18 protein-coding genes are annotated in these 16,231 nt (G+C 68.3%); 8 read left to right on the top strand and 10 right to left on the bottom strand.

The window, feature by feature from the left end; all coding sequences use genetic code 11:
- Positions 1-16 precede the first annotated feature (16 nt).
- From surE to rlmD, 6 genes are all read left to right on the top strand, one after another.
- Positions 17-790, top strand: a complete 774-nt coding sequence (gene surE / locus JI746_RS23375) for a 5'/3'-nucleotidase SurE (protein WP_201692698.1) — start codon at positions 17-19, stop codon at positions 788-790.
- Complete coding sequence (locus JI746_RS23370) at positions 787-1,554, top strand: protein-L-isoaspartate(D-aspartate) O-methyltransferase (RefSeq protein WP_201692697.1); 768 nt, start codon at positions 787-789, stop codon at positions 1,552-1,554. The genes surE and JI746_RS23370 overlap by 4 nt, the downstream gene beginning before the upstream one ends.
- Complete coding sequence (locus JI746_RS23365) at positions 1,551-2,447, top strand: peptidoglycan DD-metalloendopeptidase family protein (RefSeq protein WP_408004121.1); 897 nt, start codon at positions 1,551-1,553, stop codon at positions 2,445-2,447. Before JI746_RS23370 ends, JI746_RS23365 begins: the two co-directional genes overlap by 4 nt.
- A gap of 2 nt (positions 2,448-2,449) precedes the next feature.
- Positions 2,450-3,454: an RNA polymerase sigma factor RpoS gene (rpoS, locus tag JI746_RS23360; RefSeq protein WP_201692696.1), complete on the top strand. Its 1,005-nt coding sequence runs from the start codon at positions 2,450-2,452 to the stop codon at positions 3,452-3,454.
- Positions 3,455-3,503: 49 nt separating this feature from the next.
- On the top strand, positions 3,504-4,301 hold the full coding sequence (locus tag JI746_RS23355; protein ID WP_201692695.1) for a 3'-5' exonuclease: 798 nt from the start codon (positions 3,504-3,506) through the stop codon (positions 4,299-4,301).
- 141 nt (positions 4,302-4,442) lie between these two features.
- Positions 4,443-5,849, top strand: a complete 1,407-nt coding sequence (gene rlmD / locus JI746_RS23350; RefSeq protein WP_201692694.1) for a 23S rRNA (uracil(1939)-C(5))-methyltransferase RlmD — start codon at positions 4,443-4,445, stop codon at positions 5,847-5,849.
- Positions 5,850-5,937: 88 nt separating this feature from the next.
- Here the strand turns inward: rlmD and JI746_RS23345 are convergent, their stop codons facing one another.
- On the bottom strand, positions 5,938-6,633 hold the full coding sequence (locus JI746_RS23345; RefSeq protein ID WP_201692693.1) for a Bax inhibitor-1 family protein: 696 nt from the start codon (positions 6,631-6,633) through the stop codon (positions 5,938-5,940).
- Positions 6,634-6,745: 112 nt separating this feature from the next.
- Here JI746_RS23345 and JI746_RS23340 point away from each other — a divergent pair, with 112 nt between their 5' ends.
- Positions 6,746-7,153: a GlcG/HbpS family heme-binding protein gene (locus JI746_RS23340; RefSeq protein ID WP_201692692.1), complete on the top strand. Its 408-nt coding sequence runs from the start codon at positions 6,746-6,748 to the stop codon at positions 7,151-7,153.
- 38 nt (positions 7,154-7,191) lie between these two features.
- Here JI746_RS23340 and hemP read toward each other — a convergent pair whose 3' ends face one another.
- From hemP to ppsR, 9 genes are all read right to left on the bottom strand, one after another.
- Positions 7,192-7,383, bottom strand: a complete 192-nt coding sequence (gene hemP, locus JI746_RS23335; RefSeq protein WP_201692691.1) for a hemin uptake protein HemP — start codon at positions 7,381-7,383, stop codon at positions 7,192-7,194.
- On the bottom strand, positions 7,380-7,793 hold the full coding sequence (locus JI746_RS23330) for an ExbD/TolR family protein (RefSeq protein ID WP_201692690.1): 414 nt from the start codon (positions 7,791-7,793) through the stop codon (positions 7,380-7,382). Before JI746_RS23330 ends, hemP begins: the two co-directional genes overlap by 4 nt.
- A gap of 2 nt (positions 7,794-7,795) precedes the next feature.
- Positions 7,796-8,509: a MotA/TolQ/ExbB proton channel family protein gene (locus JI746_RS23325; RefSeq protein ID WP_201692689.1), complete on the bottom strand. Its 714-nt coding sequence runs from the start codon at positions 8,507-8,509 to the stop codon at positions 7,796-7,798.
- 21 nt (positions 8,510-8,530) lie between these two features.
- Positions 8,531-9,259 (bottom strand): energy transducer TonB, encoded by a 729-nt coding sequence (locus JI746_RS23320; protein WP_456239079.1) that lies wholly within the window; start codon positions 9,257-9,259, stop codon positions 8,531-8,533.
- Positions 9,260-9,324: 65 nt separating this feature from the next.
- Positions 9,325-9,570, bottom strand: a complete 246-nt coding sequence (locus JI746_RS23315) for a (2Fe-2S)-binding protein (RefSeq protein WP_201692688.1) — start codon at positions 9,568-9,570, stop codon at positions 9,325-9,327.
- Between the two features lie 202 nt (positions 9,571-9,772).
- The gene (gene bfr, locus JI746_RS23310) at positions 9,773-10,252 is read right to left on the bottom strand and encodes a bacterioferritin (RefSeq protein ID WP_201692687.1); all 480 of its coding nucleotides are present in this window, start codon (positions 10,250-10,252) and stop codon (positions 9,773-9,775) included.
- A gap of 99 nt (positions 10,253-10,351) precedes the next feature.
- Positions 10,352-11,899 carry an alkyl hydroperoxide reductase subunit F gene (gene ahpF, locus JI746_RS23305; RefSeq protein ID WP_201692686.1) on the bottom strand — a complete coding sequence of 516 codons (1,548 nt, stop codon included), beginning with the start codon at positions 11,897-11,899 and terminating at the stop codon, positions 10,352-10,354.
- Between the two features lie 197 nt (positions 11,900-12,096).
- Positions 12,097-12,669 (bottom strand): alkyl hydroperoxide reductase subunit C, encoded by a 573-nt coding sequence (gene ahpC, locus JI746_RS23300; RefSeq protein WP_201692685.1) that lies wholly within the window; start codon positions 12,667-12,669, stop codon positions 12,097-12,099.
- A gap of 148 nt (positions 12,670-12,817) precedes the next feature.
- On the bottom strand, positions 12,818-13,639 hold the full coding sequence (gene ppsR, locus JI746_RS23295; protein WP_201692772.1) for a posphoenolpyruvate synthetase regulatory kinase/phosphorylase PpsR: 822 nt from the start codon (positions 13,637-13,639) through the stop codon (positions 12,818-12,820).
- Between the two features lie 195 nt (positions 13,640-13,834).
- Here ppsR and ppsA point away from each other — a divergent pair, with 195 nt between their 5' ends.
- Complete coding sequence (gene ppsA, locus JI746_RS23290) at positions 13,835-16,225, top strand: phosphoenolpyruvate synthase (RefSeq protein WP_201692684.1); 2,391 nt, start codon at positions 13,835-13,837, stop codon at positions 16,223-16,225.
- The last annotated feature ends 6 nt before the right edge of the window (positions 16,226-16,231 follow it).

Raw genomic sequence — 16,231 nt, 5'->3', positions numbered from 1 at the left:
CTACAATGCCCGCAACATGAAGATCCTGCTCTCGAACGACGACGGCTACCAGGCGCCGGGCATCGTGGCGCTGTACGAGGCGATCCGCGACCTCGGCGAAGTCGAAGTCGTCGCGCCGGAACACAACAACAGCGCCAAGTCGAACGCGCTCACGCTGCACGCGCCGCTGTACGTGAACGAGGCGGGCAACGGCTTTCGCTACGTGAACGGCACGCCGGCCGACTGCGTGCACATCGCACTCACCGGACTCCTGGGCTACAAGCCGGACCTGGTCGTGAGCGGCATCAACAACGGCGCCAACATGGGCGACGACACCATCTATTCCGGCACCGTCGGTGCGGCGATGGAGGGCTACCTGTTCGGCATTCCCGCGATCGCCTTCTCGCAGACGGAGAAGGGCTGGGCCCACCTGGATGCGGCAGCCCGCAAGGCGCGCGAGCTGGTGCAGTTCCTGTCCGAACACCATCGCACCGACGGTGCGCACTGGCTGCTGAACGTGAACATCCCGAACCGGCCGTACGAGGCGCTGAAGCCCTACAAGGTGTGCCGCCTCGGCCGCCGCCACGCGGCGGAAAAGGTGATCGCGCAGACCAGCCCGCACGGCCAGATCATGTACTGGATCGGCGCGGCCGGCCCGGCCAAGGACGATGCGGAAGGCACCGACTTCCACGCCAACCTGCAGGGCCATCCGACCATCACGCCCCTGAAGGTGGACCTGACCGACCACGACGCGCTGCGCTACTGGGCGCAGGCGGCCACGCAGATTCCGCAGGACGAGGCCAGCGCATGACGCGGCGGCCGGGATTCCCCGCGCGCCTGCCTGCCGTCGCCGCACCCACGCCCACCCAGCGCGGCTCGACGCCCGCAGCGCCGCCGCCGCGCCCTGCGCCGGCCGGCCACGGACTCGATTCGCACGCCGTGCGCGCGCGCATGGTGGCCAGGCTCGCCACGCAGGGCGTGCGCGACGCGCGCGTGCTGGCCGCCATGAATGCGGTGGAGCGCCACCGCTTCGTCGACAGCGCGCTGGTCAACCAAGCCTACGAAGACACGAGCCTGCCCATCGGCTTGGCGCAGACCATCTCCAAGCCCAGCGTGGTGGCGCGCATGATCGAGCTGCTGCTGGCCGGCCGCACCGGCACCGACGGCCGGCTCGGCCGCGTGCTGGAGGTCGGCACCGGTTGCGGCTACCAGGCCGCGGTGCTGAGCCAGGTGGCGCGCGAGGTCTACAGCATCGAGCGCCTGCGCGGCCTGCACGAACGCGCGCGCGACAACCTGCGCCCGCTGCGCCTGGCCAACGTGCACCTGCTGTTCGGCGACGGCATGCAGGGCTACGCCAAGGGCGCACCCTACGCCGGCATCATTGCCGCGGCCGGGGGCGAGGCGGTGCCCGCGCACTGGACCGATCAGCTTGCGGAAGGCGGTCGCATCGTCGCGCCCATGGTGATGCCGCACGGTGCGCAGGCCCTCGTCATCGTGGAGAAGACCGCGGGTCGCCTGAAACAGAGCATTCTTGAGGGCGTTCATTTTGTGCCCCTAAAATCGGGCGTTGCATGAGGAAGACATCGATGGTTTTGCGCGAGCGCGCGTGGCGGGGTGGATGCATGGTGCTGATGTGCGCCGCGGTGGCGGCATGCAAGGCGCCGCCCCGCGTCCCCGCACCGGTCGAGGACCGCGGCGCGCCGCGCCATGTCACGGTCGCCCCCGGAGCGACGCCGCCTGCGCGCGCGACGCCGCTGCCCGGCGCCGAGAACGAGGGCAAGCCCGGCTACCACACGGTGCGGCCCGGCGAGACGCTGATCCGCATCGCCCTGGAGTCCGGCCAGAACTGGCGCGACATCGTGCGCTGGAACAACATCGAGAACCCCAACGTGATCGAAGTCGGCCAGGTGCTGCGCGTCGTGCCGCCGGTGTCCGCGCCGGTGGCGCAGGCCGAAGCGCCCCGTGCCGTGCCGCCCGCGGCGCCGTCGTCCTCGGTGCTGCCGCCGCTGAGCGCGGGCAGCGCACCGCGCGTTGCCGCAACGCCCGCTCCCGCCGCGCCCGCGCCGGCGCCGCTGCCGCAAGCGTCGGCGGACGACGATATTCCCTGGGCCTGGCCGACCTCCGGTGCGGCCGTCGTCCTGGCGGGCTTCGACGAGCAGAAGAACAAGGGCATCGACATCGGCGGCCGCCCCGGGGATCCGGTGCTGGCCGCCGCCGACGGGCGCGTGGTGTATGCGGGTGCCGGCCTGCGCGGCTACGGCAACCTGATCATCCTGAAGCACAACAACACCTACCTCACGGCCTACGCCCACAACCAGTCACTGCTCGTGAAGGAGGACCAGACGGTGCGCAAGGGCCAGAAGATCGCCGAGATGGGCGCGACCGACAGCGATCGCGTGAAGCTGCACTTCGAGATCCGGCGCCAGGGCAAGCCCGTGGATCCGGCGCGCTTCCTTCCGCCGAGGTAGCGATGAAGCGCCGCACCGCGCATGACGCAGCGGCGCCCGGGGGCGGGCGGAACGGCGCCGAAGACCCACTTGCCGACGAGCCGCCCGTGGCCGCCGAGCCGCCGGCGGAAGAGGCGTCCCGCGACCTCCCCGCCGATTTTTCCGGCGAGAGCAGCGACACGCTCACCCTGTACCTGCGCGACGTGCGCAGGACGTCGCTGTTCACCGCGCAGGAGGAATTCGAAGCGGCGACGCGCGCGCGGGCCGGCGACTTCGCGGCGCGGCAGTCGATGATCGAGCACAACCTGCGGCTCGTTGTGAGCATCGCCAAGAGCTATCTCGGGCGCGGGGTGCCGCTGTCGGACCTGATCGAGGAAGGCAACCTCGGCCTCATGCACGCCATCGGCAAGTTCGAGCCGGAGCGGGGCTTCCGCTTCTCCACCTATGCCACCTGGTGGATCCGGCAGGCGGTGGAGCGCGCCGTGATGAACCAGGGGCGCGTGATCCGGCTGCCGGTGCACGTGGTGCGCGAACTGCAGCAGGTGCTGCGTGCCCGCCGCACGCTGGAGAACGATCCCGCCTTCGCGGGCCGCAACGGCAACGAAGCCGAAGGTGTGCGCGTGGAGGACGTGGCCGCACTGCTCGGGCGCGACGTGCAGGAGGTCGCGCAACTGCTCGCGCTGGCCGAGACGCCCCGCTCGCTCGACGCGGCGATCGACCGCAGCGACGACGAACACACGCTGGGCGACTTCATGGCCGACGAACTGGCCGTCGACCCCACCGGCGCCATGCAGAACCGCGAGGTGGAGCAGTTGCTCTCCGGCTGGATCGAGGCGCTCACGCAGCGCGAACGCGAGGTGCTGGAGGGCCGCTTCGGCCTGCACCAGCGCGAGCCGGAAACGCTCGAAGTCCTGAGCGAGCGCCTGGGCCTCACCCGTGAACGCGTGCGGCAGATCCAGAACGAGGCGATGACCAAGCTCAGGCGCCAGATGGTGCGCAAGGGCATCGACCGCGAAGCGCTGTTCTAGTGCCGCTGCTTCCGGCCGCACGGCAGGGTTCGACTGATACAGTCGGACCATGCCGTGGCCTGTCCTCGTTTTTGATATCGAATCGATTCCCGACGTGCAGGGCCTGCGGCTGCTGCGCGAGTTCCCCAAGGACGCGACCGACGCCGAGGTCTACGGCCAGTGGCTGCAGGAGCGCAAGGAGGCCGGCCAGAGCGATTTCATGCCGCTGCACCTGCAGCGGGTGCTCGTGATCAGCTGCGTCTTCCGCAATGCCGAGGGCCTGCGCGTGCATTCCTTCGTCGATCGCGACAACGCCAGCGAAGGGCGCGTGATCCAGAACTTCTTCAATGCGCTCGACAAGCACGTGCCGCAGCTCGTGAGCTGGAACGGCGGCGGCTTCGACCTGCCGGTGCTGCATTACCGCGGGCTGCGCCACGGCGTGACGGCGGACCGCTACTGGTGCCTGGGCGAGGGCGGCGCGGCGGACGACCGCGAGTTCAAGTACAACAACTACATCAACCGCTACCACATGCGGCACATGGACCTGATGGACGTGCTGGCGATGTACCAGCCGCGCGCCAGTGCGCCGCTGGATGCGATGGCCAAGCTGTGCGGCTTCCCCGGCAAGCTGGGCATGGACGGCTCGAAGGTGTACGAGGCCTACCTCGAAGGCAAGCTGGAGGACATCCGCCGCTACTGCGAGACGGACGTGATGAACACCTACCTGCTGTACTGCCGCTTCCAGAAGATGCGCTGCGGCTTCACCGAGGCCGAGTACGACCAGGAGATGGGCCTGGTGAAGGAATCGCTCGCGGCGCTGGTTCCGGGCGAGCCGCACTGGCGCGAGTACCTCGACGCGTGGTTGTGAGCCGCGCATGACCCCGTAGGCTGGCGGTGACGCGCGAAAGCGCCGGAACCCCAGCGCATTCGCGCATCGCTGGGGTTCGCGCGCTGCGCGGCTCACCGCCAGCCTACAAGTTCCGCCCTTGCAGCCTGAGAAAATCCCGCCATGACCGACAAGCAGTTGCCCGCCCCGCACCCCGAGGGCTGGCTGGAAATCGAATCGCTGGACATCGAGGCGCAGGGCGTGGCCCGCCGCCCGGACGGCAAGGTGGTGTTCATCGACGGTGCGCTCCCCGGTGAATGGGTGAGCGCCAACGTGCACCGCAAGAAGAACAACTGGGAGCAGGCCTCGCTGCTGCAGGTGCACCGCGAGTCGGCGCAGCGCGTGCGGCCCCGCTGCCCGCACTTCGGCCTGCACGAGGGCGCCTGCGGCGGCTGCAAGATGCAGCACCTGCACGTGGGCGCGCAGGTTGCCATGAAGCAGCGCGTGCTGGAAGACAACCTCTGGCACCTGGGGAAGGTGCGCGCCGAGACCATGCTGCCCGCGATCGAGGGGCCGGCCTGGGGCTACCGCTGGCGCGCGCGCTTCAGCGTGCGCCACGTGCGCAAGAAGGGGACGGTGCTGGTCGGCTTCCACGAGCGCAAGAGCCGCTACGTGGCCGACATCCGCGAGTGCCACGTGGTGCCGAAGCACGTGAGCGACCTGCTGCTGCCGCTGCGGGCCCTGATCGGCTCCATGGACGCCATCGAGACCTGTCCGCAGATCGAACTGGCCTGCGGCGACCGCGTGACGGCCCTGGTGCTGCGCCACCTGGAGCCGCTGTCCGTCGGCGACCTCGGCAAGCTGCGCGCGTTCGCCACCGCCCATGCGGGCGCGGGCGTCCAGTGGTGGCTGCAACCCAAGGGGCCCGACTCGGCCCACCTGCTCGACGCGGACGGCGAGGAGCTCGCCTACACGCTGCCCGAGTTCGGCATCACCATGCCGTTCCGGCCCACCGACTTCACGCAGGTCAACCCGCACATCAACCGCGTGCTGGTGGACCGCGCCGTGCGCCTGCTGGATGCGCGCCGTGACGAGCGCGTGATCGACTGGTTCTGCGGGCTCGGCAACTTCACCCTGCCGCTGGCCACCCGCGCCGGCGAGGTGCTGGGCATCGAAGGCAGCGAGGCGCTGGTCGCCCGCTCGCGCGAGAACTACGAGCGCAACCAGGCCTCGCGCGCATCGGGCGATAGTCTCGCCACCGCGCGCTTCGAGGCCTGCAACCTGTTCGAGATGACGCCGCAGCAACTCGTCGACCATGGCGTGGCCGACCGCTGGCTGGTCGATCCGCCGCGCGAAGGCGCCTTCGCCCTGGCCAAGGCGGTCGCCGACCTGCACCAGGATCCCTCGCTGCGCCAGGGCTGGACGCCGCCCAGGCGCATCGTCTACGTGAGCTGCAATCCCTCGACGCTCGCCCGCGACGCGGGGCTGCTGGTGCACCAAGGCGGCTATGCCTGCACCGCGGCGGGTGTGGTCAACATGTTCCCGCACACCGCGCACGTGGAATCGATGGCGGTGTTCGACCTGCAATGACGAAGGCCCGCTTGCGCGGGCCTTCCATCATTTCGCTGCGCTTCAGGTCATTTCGTCATCGAGCGCGCAGCGCGAGGTCCTTCCGTCATCAGTCGTCGCCGGCCGTCATCCCCAGCAGCGCCAGCAGGCTCTGGAACACGTTGAACAGGTCCAGGTACAGCGCCAGCGTGGCGGTGATGTAGTTCGTCTCGCCGCCGTCGATGATCTGCTTCAGGTCGTACAGCATGTACAGGCTGAAGACGCCGATCGCCAGGGTGCTGATCACCATCATGCCGACGCCGGAGCCGACGAACACGTTGATGATCGCGCCGACCATGATCACCAGCGCGCCGACGAACAGCCACTTGCCCATGCCGGAGAGATCGCGCTTGATCACCGTGGACAGCGAGGCCATGACGAAGAACACGCCGGCCGTGCCGCCGAAGGCCGTCATGACCAGGCCAGGGCCGTTCTTGAAGCCCAGCACCAGCGCGATCAGCCGCGACAGCATGAGCCCCATGAAGAAGGTGAACGCGAGCAGCACGGCGACGCCGGTGGACGAATCCTTGGTCTTCTGGATCGCGTACATGAAGCCGAACGCGCCGCCGAGGAACACGATCAGCCCGAAGCCGCCGCTGAGCGCGCGGGTGATGCCGGTGGCGACGCCCAGCCAGGCGCCGAGCACCGTGGGAATCAGGCTCAGGGCGAGCAGCCAGTAGGTATTGCGCAGCACCTTGTTGCGCGTTTCCAGCGCCGACGTGGTGCCATAGCCGTAGGACGGGACGGTCCGGATGGGGTCGTTCATTGCAGCACTCCTTGCCTCAACGGCCGTTAGATGGGCTCATTCTAGGCGGGTTCAATGCCGGGCGACCCGGCTATGCTCTGCGCTTCCGAAATCCACGTAGACCGAGCGAACCATGAAAACGAAAGCAGTCCTGGAACTGGCCGAAGTGAAGTCCATCGCCGCCGCCGCCGAAGCGGAAGCCCTCGCCAACCAGTGGGCGGTGAGCATCGCGATCGTCGACGACGGCGGCCACCTGCTCTGGCTGCAGCGGCTCGATGGCGCCGCCCCGATCTCCGCCCAGATCGCGCCGGCGAAAGCCCAGACGGCGGCGCTCGGCCGCCGCGAAAGCCGCATCTACGAGGAGGTGATCAACGGCGGGCGCTATTCGTTCCTGAGCGCCCCCGGCCTGCACGGGCTGCTGGAAGGGGGCGTGCCGATCCTCAAGGACGGCCAGTGCATCGGTGCGGTGGGCGTCAGCGGCGTGAAGTCGACCGAGGACGCGCAGATCGCCCGCGCCGGCATCGGCGCGCTGGCCCAGTAGGGAAGGAGATCCCCGCCTCGCGACGCTGCCGCAGCGCGTCACTTGGTGAGGATCAACTTGCCCTGGCGGGTGGCCTGCAGGCGGTAGATCTCGCCGTTGTGCGCGATCTCCACCAGCCGCTCGCCGCGCAGCAGTTCGACGCTGGAGAGCTGCGTGGGGCGCGGCGCCGCGCGCGGCGCGGGTGCGGCGGGGGCCGCCGCCGGAGCAGGGGTACTGCAGCCGTGGTTCATGGCGTCTTCGGCTCCGTGACGAAGCCGATGCGGCGCAGGCCCGAGCGCTGCGCCGCCGCCAGCGCCTGCGCCACCCGCTCGTAGCGTGCGTCCTTGTCGCCGCGCAGGTGCAACTCGGGTTGCGGCTCGCGCCTGGCCTCGGCCTGCAGGCGCGGCAGCAGCTCGCCCTCGGCGATCGGCTGTTCGTTCCAGTAGTAGCTGCCCTGCGCGTCGACGCTCAGGCGGATCGTTTCCGGCTTCGCATCCTGCGGCGTGCTGGTGGCCCGCGGCAGGTCGATGTTGACGGAGTGCTTCATGACCGGCACGGTGATGATGAAGACGATCAGCAGCACCAGCATGACGTCGACCAGCGGCGTCATGTTGATCTCGTTCATCACCTCGTCGGTGTCGTCCTGGGTGCCGAAGGCCACGGTCAGACGCCTTTCTTCATGGGCACCACCTTGCTGCCGGGACCGGTGGTGACGCGCGCGCCGGTCACGAAGTAGGCGTGCAGGTCGTGCGCGAAGCGATTGAGCTTGTTGAGGACGCCCTTGTTGCCGCGCACCAGCGCGTTGTAGCCCAGCACGGCGGGGATCGCGACGGCGAGGCCCAGCGCGGTCATGACCAGGGCTTCGCCGATGGGGCCGGCCACCTTGTCGATCGTCGCCTGGCCGGCCGCGCTGATGGACAGCAGCGCGTGGTAGATGCCCCAGACGGTCCCGAACAGGCCCACGAAGGGCGCGGTGGAGCCGACGGAAGCCAGCACCGCCAGCCCGCCCTGCAGCCGCGCGGTGGATTCGTCGATGGAGTTGCGCAGCGTGCGCGTGAGCCACTCGCTGGCGTCGAGCGAATCGTGCAGCTGCTGCTGCGAGTGGTGGTGTGCGGCGGCCTCGCGGCCCTCGAGGGCGAGGGCACGGAACGGGTTGGCAGGGTCGGAGCCGAGCTTGTTGAGGCCGTCGGCGAAATCGGCGGCGTGCCAGAAGCTTTCGATCTGGCGGGCCTGGCTGGCGTAGCGGCGCAGGTCCAGCGCCTTCGCGATGATCACCATCCAGGAGGCGAGCGACATGCCGAGCAGCAGCAGCGCCACGGCGCGGGTGACGATGTCGCCCTGGGCCCAGAGGTGCGCGAGGCCGAAGTCGTTGTTCATGTTTTCTTTTCCTTGTACTGGTCAGTCGCCCCAGCGGATCGGGACGTTCACCCACATTTCCTCCGGCACGCCGCCGCGCTTGCCGGGCACGTAGCGCCAGGCCATCGCGGCGGTGACGGAGGCTTCGTCCAGCCGCGTGAAGCCGCTGCTTTGCTTGACCTGGGCGGAACGGGGCCGTCCGTCGGCGCCGATCAGGACGCGCAGGACGACCAGGCCTCTTTCGCCCAGCCGCTGGCTCATGCGCGGCCATTCCGGCGCCGGGTTCTGCAGGTAGTCGGCGTCGCTGATGGGGAGTTCGACCTTGGCCGGCGCGGGAGCGGGCGCGGGCGCGGCAACCGGCGCTGCGGCGACCGGGGCGGCCACCGGCGGCGGGGCGGGCTGCGGCTCCGTCGTGCCGGTGACGGCCGCAGGGGTGGGCGGCGCTTCGGGCACGGCGACCGGTTGCGGCGCCGGGGCCGGTGCGGGCGGCGGCGGGCTCCTGCGCAGCACCGGCCGCGGCTGCGGCACGATGGGTTGGGGTTTGGGCTCCGGCGGTGGTGGAGCAGGTGGTTCGACCCGCGGCGGTGCCGGCGGTGTGGGCAGGCTGGCGGTGAGGATCTCCACCGGCACGACCGTCTCGACCACCCGCCGCAGCAGCCCGCTTTGCAGCGCCCACAGCGCACCCACGTGCAACAGCACGACGCTGCCGGCGATCAGCGCGTTGCGGGAAGCGGGCATGGCTGCGCTAGGGCTCTGCGGCACGAAGAGCATTGTCGGGCGGGAAGGAGGGTGGCGTCAGCGGGTGAAAACCCACCACGCAGCGGCAACGGCGAGGATCAGGCCGCCACCGAGGACGAGTTCGGCCATTCGGCGCTTTCCTTGACCGTGCTGGATTCGCAATGGAGGGCGGCGACGCCGCCGCTGCAGGCGCACTGGGCGTGGACCTCGCGGGCGCAGCTTTCGCACTGGCCGCACTGGGTGGCCACGCCGAGCTCGAACTGGATGTCGTCGAAGCTCATGCCGGCGCGGGCGTGGCGGGCGATTTCGCGGTCCGAGATGCTGCGGCAGACACAGACGATCATGTTGACTTCCAGAACTTCGTGGCTTGAAACTGGGTTCAGTATAAATGCGAATCCTTCGCATTTGCAACTGTTTCGGCCCAAGTGACTTGCGCTAGCGCAATTCAAGTGAAGGTGGAAGCCAGGTTTCTGTCTGTGGCGGCGGTCAGGAGTAAGAAATTCGGCCGCATCGAGCGGCCGGGGAAGGGTTCGGCGTGCCAGAGGCTCAGGAGGAGACTTCGCCCGCGGCGGACTGCAGGTAGTTCTGCAGGCCCATCTTGTTCAGCAGGTCGATCTGGGTCTCGAGCCAGTCGATGTGCTCCTCGGTGTCCTCGAGGATGCGCTCGAGGATCTCGCGCGAGACGTAATCGCGCACGCTCTCGCAATGCGCGACGCCCGCCTTGATGGTGGCCTGCGCGCCGCGTTCGAGCGTCAGGTCGCAGTTTAGGATTTCGGGGACGTCCTCGCCGATCATCAGCTTGCCGAGATCCTGCAGGTTGGGCAGCGCATCGAGCATGAGGATGCGCTCCATCAGCCGGTCCGCGTGCTTCATCTCCCCGATCGACTCCTCGTATTCCTTCTTCGCGAGGCGGTCGAAGCCCCAGTGCTTGAGGATCCGGTAGTGCAGGAAGTACTGGTTGGTGGCCGTCAGCTCGTTCTTCAGTTGGGCCTGGAGATGATGGATGACTTGCGGATCGCCTTGCATGGTTCGGTCCTCGTGTTGGTTCTTGTGCCGGTCATTGTGGCGCAAGAATGCCGGGGGCAAGCGCCGGGGCGATGAACGAAGCCCCCCGGCGCAGACCCTTCACGATCGGATCAGATGATCGAAGGCGCCGAGCGCCGCCTTCGCGCCGTCGCCGGCGGCGATGATGATCTGCTTGAAGGGCACGGTGGTGCAGTCCCCTGCCGCGAACACGCCGGCCAGCGAGGTCTGTCCGCGCGCATCGACGACGATCTCGCCGGACTTCGACAGCTCCAGCGAGCCCTTCAGCCATTCCGTGTTGGGCACGAGCCCGATCTGCACGAACACGCCTTCGACCGCCAGGCGCTTGTCCTCGCCGGAGGCACGGTCCCGGTAGATGAGCGCTTCGAGCTTCTGGCCGTCGCCCACGACTTCGGTCGTCTGCGCGTTGACGATCACGTCCACGTTGGGCAGCGACTTCAGCTTGCGCTGCAGCACCGCGTCGGCGCGCAGTTCGGCGCCGAACTCGATCAGCGTCACGTGCTTGACGATGCCCGCCAGGTCGATCGCCGCCTCGACGCCGGAGTTGCCGCCGCCGACCACCGCCACCGGCTTCCCCTTGAACAGGGGGCCGTCGCAGTGCGGGCAGAAGGTCACGCCCTTGTTGCGGTACTCCTGCTCGCCGGGCACGTTCAGCGTGCGCCAGCGCGCACCGGTGGACAGGATCACCGTCCTGCCCTTGAGCGTGGCGCCGCTTTCGAGGTCGACCTCGACCAGGCTGCCGTTGCGGCGCAGCGCCCTGGCGCGCTGCAGGTTGACGATGTCCACGTCGTAGTGGCGCACGTGTTCCTCCAGCGCCAGCGCGAACTTCGGGCCTTCCGTTTCCTTCACGGAGACGAAGTTCTCGATGCCCAGGGTGTCCAGCACCTGGCCGCCGAAGCGCTCGGAGGCGATGCCGGTGCGGATGCCCTTGCGCGCGGCGTACACGGCTGCTGCAGCGCCCGCCGGCCCGCCGCCGACGATCAGCACGTCGTACGGCTCGCGCGTAGCGAGGGCTTCGGCCTGCCGGGCGGCGCCGGTGCTGTCGATCTTGCCCACGATCTCCTCCAGCGTCATGCGGCCCTGGCCGAATTCGGTGCCGTTGAGGAACACCGTCGGCACGGCCATGACCCTGCGCTCGCTCACTTCGTCCTGGAAGATCGAGCCGTCGATCATCGTGGTGCGGATGCGCGGGTTCTGCACCGCCATCAGGTTCAGGGCCTGCACCACGTCCGGGCAGTTGTGGCAGGACAGCGAGACGTAGATCTCGAATTCGTAGTCGCCCGGCAGCGCGCGCACCTGCTGCAGCACGGCTTCGTCCACCTTGGGCGGATAGCCGCCCACCTGCAGCAGGGCCAGCACCAGCGAGGTGAATTCATGTCCCATGGGCAGGCCGGCAAAGCGCACGCCGGTGTTCTGGCCGGGGCGGGTGACCTGGAACGAGGGCGTGCGGTGCGGGCCGCCCCGGGTCTCGGTGACCGTCACGCGCGGCGAGGCATCCGCGATGTCCTTCAGCAGCGCCCGCATGTCGACCGAAGCTTTCGTCTCGTCGAGCGAGGCGACGATCTCCACCGGCTGCGTCATGCGCTCGAGGTAGGCGGCGAGTTGGGCTTTGAGGTTGGCGTCGAGCATGCGGGTTCCTTTCGAGTTCTTGCTGCGGAAATGAAAAAGCCGGGCGCTGGGCGGCGCCCGGCCCTTCGTCCCGTCATCCCCGCGGAGGCGGGGATGCAGGGCTTTCGGACTCGCCGCTGCGCGGCGAGCTCTGGGTTCCCGCCTGCGCGGGAACGACGGCTATCGCGTCGGAGAGCGACGCCCTTCGGCCTTCGACCTCAGATCTTCCCGACCAGGTCCAGCGAAGGCTTGAGCGTCTGCGCGCCTTCTTCCCACTTCGCCGGGCAGACTTCACCCGGGTGCGAGGCGACGTACTGGGCGGCCTTCAGGCGGCGCAGCGTTTCCTTGGCGTCGCGGCCGATGCCGTTGTCGTGCACCTCGATGGTCTTGATGCGGCCTTCCGGATCGATGATGAAGGTGCCGCGCAGGGCCAGGCCGGTGTCCTCGCCTTCGGTGATCAGCACCTGGAAGAAGCTGGCCAGCTGGTGGCTCGGGTCGCCGACCAGCGGGTACTGCACCTTGCTGATCGTGTCGGAGGTGTCGTGCCAGGCCTTGTGGGTGAAGTGGGTGTCGGTCGACACGCCATACACCTCGGCGCCCAGCTTCTGGAATTCGGCGTAGTTGTCGGCCAGGTCGCCCAGCTCGGTCGGGCACACGAAGGTGAAGTCGGCGGGATAGAACACGACCACGGACCACTTGCCCTTGAAGTTCTGCTCCGTGACCGGCACGAACTTGCCGTTGTGGTACGCGGTGGCGGAGAAAGAAGGGATTTCGGTGTTGATCAAAGACATTTTATTTTCCTCTATCGATTGGCACGCTTCAATGAATGGCGCCTATGAATGATAAGGCCGATCCCGACCCCTTCCCATTGAAAGGGGGCATGACGGCTTTAGGTGTCGGCTATCGGCCCACGCCCGCGGGGGTGGGACGGGATGAAGCTCAGTACTCCAGCCGCTCGGGCCGGATCTCCTGCAGGATCGTGGTCGCGATCTCTTCGATCGACTTGGTGGTGGTGGAGAGCCAGCGGATGCCCTCGCGCCGCATCATCGCCTCGGCCTCGGCGACTTCGTGCCGGCAGCTCTCGAGCGAGGCATAGCGCGAGTTCGGACGCCGCTCGTTGCGGATCTCGCTGAGCCGCTCGGGCTGGATCGTGAGGCCGAAGATCTTCTTGCGGTGCGTACCCAGCGCACCTGGCAGTTGCTTGCGCTCGAAATCCTCCGGGATCAGCGGGTAGTTCGCCGCCTTCAACCCGTGCTGCATGGCGAGATACAAGGAGGTCGGCGTCTTGCCGCTGCGGCTCACGCCGACCAGGATCACGTCCGCCTGTTCGAGGTCGCGGTTCGACTGGCCGTCATCGTGCGCCAGGCTGAAGTTGATCGCCTCGATGCGGTCGTGGTACTCCTTGCTCTTGCTGACGTCGGAGAAGCGGCCCACGCGGTGGCTGGACTTCATCCCCAGTTCGATCTCCAGCGGCCGCACGAAGGTGCCGAACATGTCCAGCACCATGGCCTTGCAGCCTTCCTCGATGACCTGCAGCACCTCCACGTTCACCAGGGTCGTGAAGACGACGGGCCGGCGGCCTTCGAGCTCCGCGGTGTGGTTGACCTGCCGCACCACCTGGTGCGCCTTGTCCACGGAATCGATGAACGGCAGCCGCACGTGCCGGGGCTTGAATTCGAACTGGGTCAGGATGGCGTTGCCGAAGGTTTCGGCGGTGATGCCGGTGCCGTCGGAGACGAAGAATACGGTGCGCGTGTGCAGGGTCGCCATGGAATGCCTCAACTGCAGGCCGGCCGGAACCGCCCGCCCCGCCTACAATGGTCGGCATTATCCGAATTCCAGCGCGCCCATGACCCGCCGTCGCCCATTCGAACAACCAGAAAGCCCATCGGCGGGGCTCCGGGACGCCATGCGCGCAAGCGCGGTGCCGATTTCAACTTCCGGAGTTTTTCCACCATGTCTGCTCGTTTCAACGCGACCGCCCTGGTCGTTCCGTTTGAGAACCTGAGAATGTCCGATGTCGAGGCGGTCGGCGGCAAGAACGCCAGCCTCGGCGAAATGATCTCCCAGCTGCCGCATGGCGTGCGCGTCCCCACCGGGTTCGCCACGACGGCGCACGCCTTCCGCGAGTTCCTCAAGCACGACGGCCTGGCCCAGCGCATCCAGCAGCGCCTGGCCACGCTCGACACCGAGGACGTGCGCGCGCTCGCCGCCGCCGGGGCCGAGATCCGCGGCTGGATCGAGGCGCAGCCCTTCCCGCCGGAGCTGGAGCGCGCGATCCGCGCCGAATTCGAGAAGCTCTCGGCCGGCAATCCCCAGGCCAGCTTCGCCGTGCGTTCCTCGGCGACCGCCGAAGACCTGCCGGATGCCTCCTTCGCCGGCCAGCAGGAAACCTTCCTGAACGTGGTCGGCATCGAGCCGGTGCTGCACAAGATGCGCGAGGTCTTCGCCTCCCTGTACAACGACCGCGCCATCAGCTATCGCGTGCACAAGGGCTTCGCCCATTCCGACGTCGCCCTGTCGGCCGGCGTGCAGCGCATGGTGCGCTCCGACCTCGGCGCCGCTGGTGTGATGTTCACGATCGACACCGAGTCCGGCTTCAAGGACGTGGTCTTCATCACGTCCAGCTACGGCCTGGGCGAGACGGTGGTGCAGGGCGCCGTCAACCCCGACGAGTTCTACGTCCACAAGCCGATGCTCAGGGCCGGCAAGCAGGCCGTGATCCGCCGCAACCTCGGTTCCAAGTTGATCCAGATGGTGTTCGCCAGCGACGCCGGGAAGGCGCAGGGCGGCCGGCTGGTGCAGACGATCGACGTGCCTCTGGAGCAGCGCAACCGCTATTCGCTGAACGACGCCGACGTGCAGGAACTGGCGCGCTACGCCCTCGTCATCGAGGAGCACTACGGACGGCCGATGGACATCGAGTGGGGCAAGGACGGCACCGACGGCCACATCTACATCCTGCAGGCGCGCCCCGAGACGGTGAAGAGCCAGTCCGAGGGCAAGCCCGAGATGCGCTACAAGTTGAAGAGCAAGGGCAGCGTGCTGGCCGAGGGCCGCGCGATCGGCCAGAAGGTCGGCACCGGCCCGGTGCGGCTGGTGCACAGCACCGCCGAAATGGACCGCGTGCAGGCCGGCGACGTGCTCGTCACCGACATGACCGACCCGAACTGGGAGCCGGTGATGAAGCGCGCCAGCGCCATCGTCACCAACCGGGGCGGGCGCACCTGCCACGCGGCGATCATCGCCCGCGAGCTGGGCATCCCCGCGGTGGTCGGCTGCGGCGACGCGACCGAGCGGCTGGCCGACGGCACGCTGGTCACCGTGAGCTGCGCCGAAGGCGACACCGGCTTCATCTACGACGGCCTGCTGGAGACCGAGGTCACCGAGGTGCAGCGCGGCGTGATGCCGCCGATCAAGACCAAGATCACGATGAACGTGGGCAACCCGCAGCTCGCCTTCGACTTCGCGCAGTTGCCCAACGAAGGCGTGGGCCTGGCGCGCCTGGAGTTCATCATCAACAACAACATCGGGGTGCACCCGAAGGCGATCCTCGACTATCCCAACGTCGACGCCGACCTGAAGAAGGCGGTGGAGTCGGTGGCCCGCGGCCATGCCTCGCCGCGTGCCTTCTACGTCGACAAGGTGGCCGAAGGCGTGGCAACGATCGCCGCGGCCTTCTGGCCCAAGCCGGTGATCGTGCGCCTGTCGGACTTCAAGTCCAACGAATACCGCAAGTTGATCGGCGGCAGCCGCTACGAGCCCGAGGAAGAGAACCCGATGCTGGGCTTCCGCGGCGCGGCGCGCTACATCAGCGCGGAATTCCGGGAAGCCTTCTCGATGGAATGCGAGGCGCTGGTGCGCGTGCGCCGCGAGATGGGCCTGACCAACGTGCAGGTGATGGTGCCGTTCGTGCGCACGCTGGGCCAGGCCGATCGCGTGACGAAGCTGCTGGCGGACCAGGGCCTCCAGCGCGGGCAAGACGACCTCAAGCTGATCATGATGTGCGAGATCCCGAGCAACGCGATCCTGGCCGACCAGTTCCTGGAGTACTTCGACGGCTTCTCGATCGGCTCGAACGACCTGACCCAGCTCACGCTGGGCCTGGACCGCGACTCGGGCCTCGAGCTGCTGGCCGCGGACTTCGACGAGCGCGATCCGGCCGTCAAGGCGATGCTTTCGCGCGCCATCCAGGCCTGCGTGAAGCAGGGCAAGTACGTCGGCATCTGCGGCCAGGGCCCCAGCGACCATCCGGACTTCGCGCAGTGGCTGGTGCAGGAAGGCATCACCTCCATCTCTCTGAACCCGGACAGCGTGATCGCCACCTGGGAGAAGCTGGCCGGTTGATCTGCA

The organism is Ramlibacter alkalitolerans, assembly GCF_016722765.1.
Lineage (GTDB): Bacteria > Pseudomonadota > Gammaproteobacteria > Burkholderiales > Burkholderiaceae_C > Ramlibacter > Ramlibacter alkalitolerans.
The sequence above is the reverse complement of the archived record's forward strand: the minus strand, read 5'-3'. Positions and strand labels throughout refer to the sequence as shown.

Excerpts from the sequence above, each read along its gene's own strand:
- surE (WP_201692698.1), top strand. The coding sequence starts at position 17 with ATGAAGATCCTGCTCTCGAACGACGACGGCTACCAGGCGCCGGGCATC.
- JI746_RS23370 (WP_201692697.1), top strand. The coding sequence starts at position 787 with ATGACGCGGCGGCCGGGATTCCCCGCGCGCCTGCCTGCCGTCGCCGCA.
- JI746_RS23365 (WP_408004121.1), top strand. The coding sequence starts at position 1,551 with ATGAGGAAGACATCGATGGTTTTGCGCGAGCGCGCGTGGCGGGGTGGA.
- rpoS (WP_201692696.1), top strand. The coding sequence starts at position 2,450 with ATGAAGCGCCGCACCGCGCATGACGCAGCGGCGCCCGGGGGCGGGCGG.
- JI746_RS23355 (WP_201692695.1), top strand. The coding sequence starts at position 3,504 with ATGCCGTGGCCTGTCCTCGTTTTTGATATCGAATCGATTCCCGACGTG.
- rlmD (WP_201692694.1), top strand. The coding sequence starts at position 4,443 with ATGACCGACAAGCAGTTGCCCGCCCCGCACCCCGAGGGCTGGCTGGAA.
- JI746_RS23345 (WP_201692693.1), bottom strand. The coding sequence starts at position 6,633 with ATGAACGACCCCATCCGGACCGTCCCGTCCTACGGCTATGGCACCACG.
- JI746_RS23340 (WP_201692692.1), top strand. The coding sequence starts at position 6,746 with ATGAAAACGAAAGCAGTCCTGGAACTGGCCGAAGTGAAGTCCATCGCC.
- hemP (WP_201692691.1), bottom strand. The coding sequence starts at position 7,383 with ATGAACCACGGCTGCAGTACCCCTGCTCCGGCGGCGGCCCCCGCCGCA.
- JI746_RS23325 (WP_201692689.1), bottom strand. The coding sequence starts at position 8,509 with ATGAACAACGACTTCGGCCTCGCGCACCTCTGGGCCCAGGGCGACATC.
- JI746_RS23320 (WP_456239079.1), bottom strand. The coding sequence starts at position 9,259 with ATGCTCTTCGTGCCGCAGAGCCCTAGCGCAGCCATGCCCGCTTCCCGC.
- JI746_RS23315 (WP_201692688.1), bottom strand. The coding sequence starts at position 9,570 with ATGATCGTCTGTGTCTGCCGCAGCATCTCGGACCGCGAAATCGCCCGC.
- bfr (WP_201692687.1), bottom strand. The coding sequence starts at position 10,252 with ATGCAAGGCGATCCGCAAGTCATCCATCATCTCCAGGCCCAACTGAAG.
- ahpF (WP_201692686.1), bottom strand. The coding sequence starts at position 11,899 with ATGCTCGACGCCAACCTCAAAGCCCAACTCGCCGCCTACCTCGAGCGC.
- ahpC (WP_201692685.1), bottom strand. The coding sequence starts at position 12,669 with ATGTCTTTGATCAACACCGAAATCCCTTCTTTCTCCGCCACCGCGTAC.
- ppsA (WP_201692684.1), top strand. The coding sequence starts at position 13,835 with ATGTCTGCTCGTTTCAACGCGACCGCCCTGGTCGTTCCGTTTGAGAAC.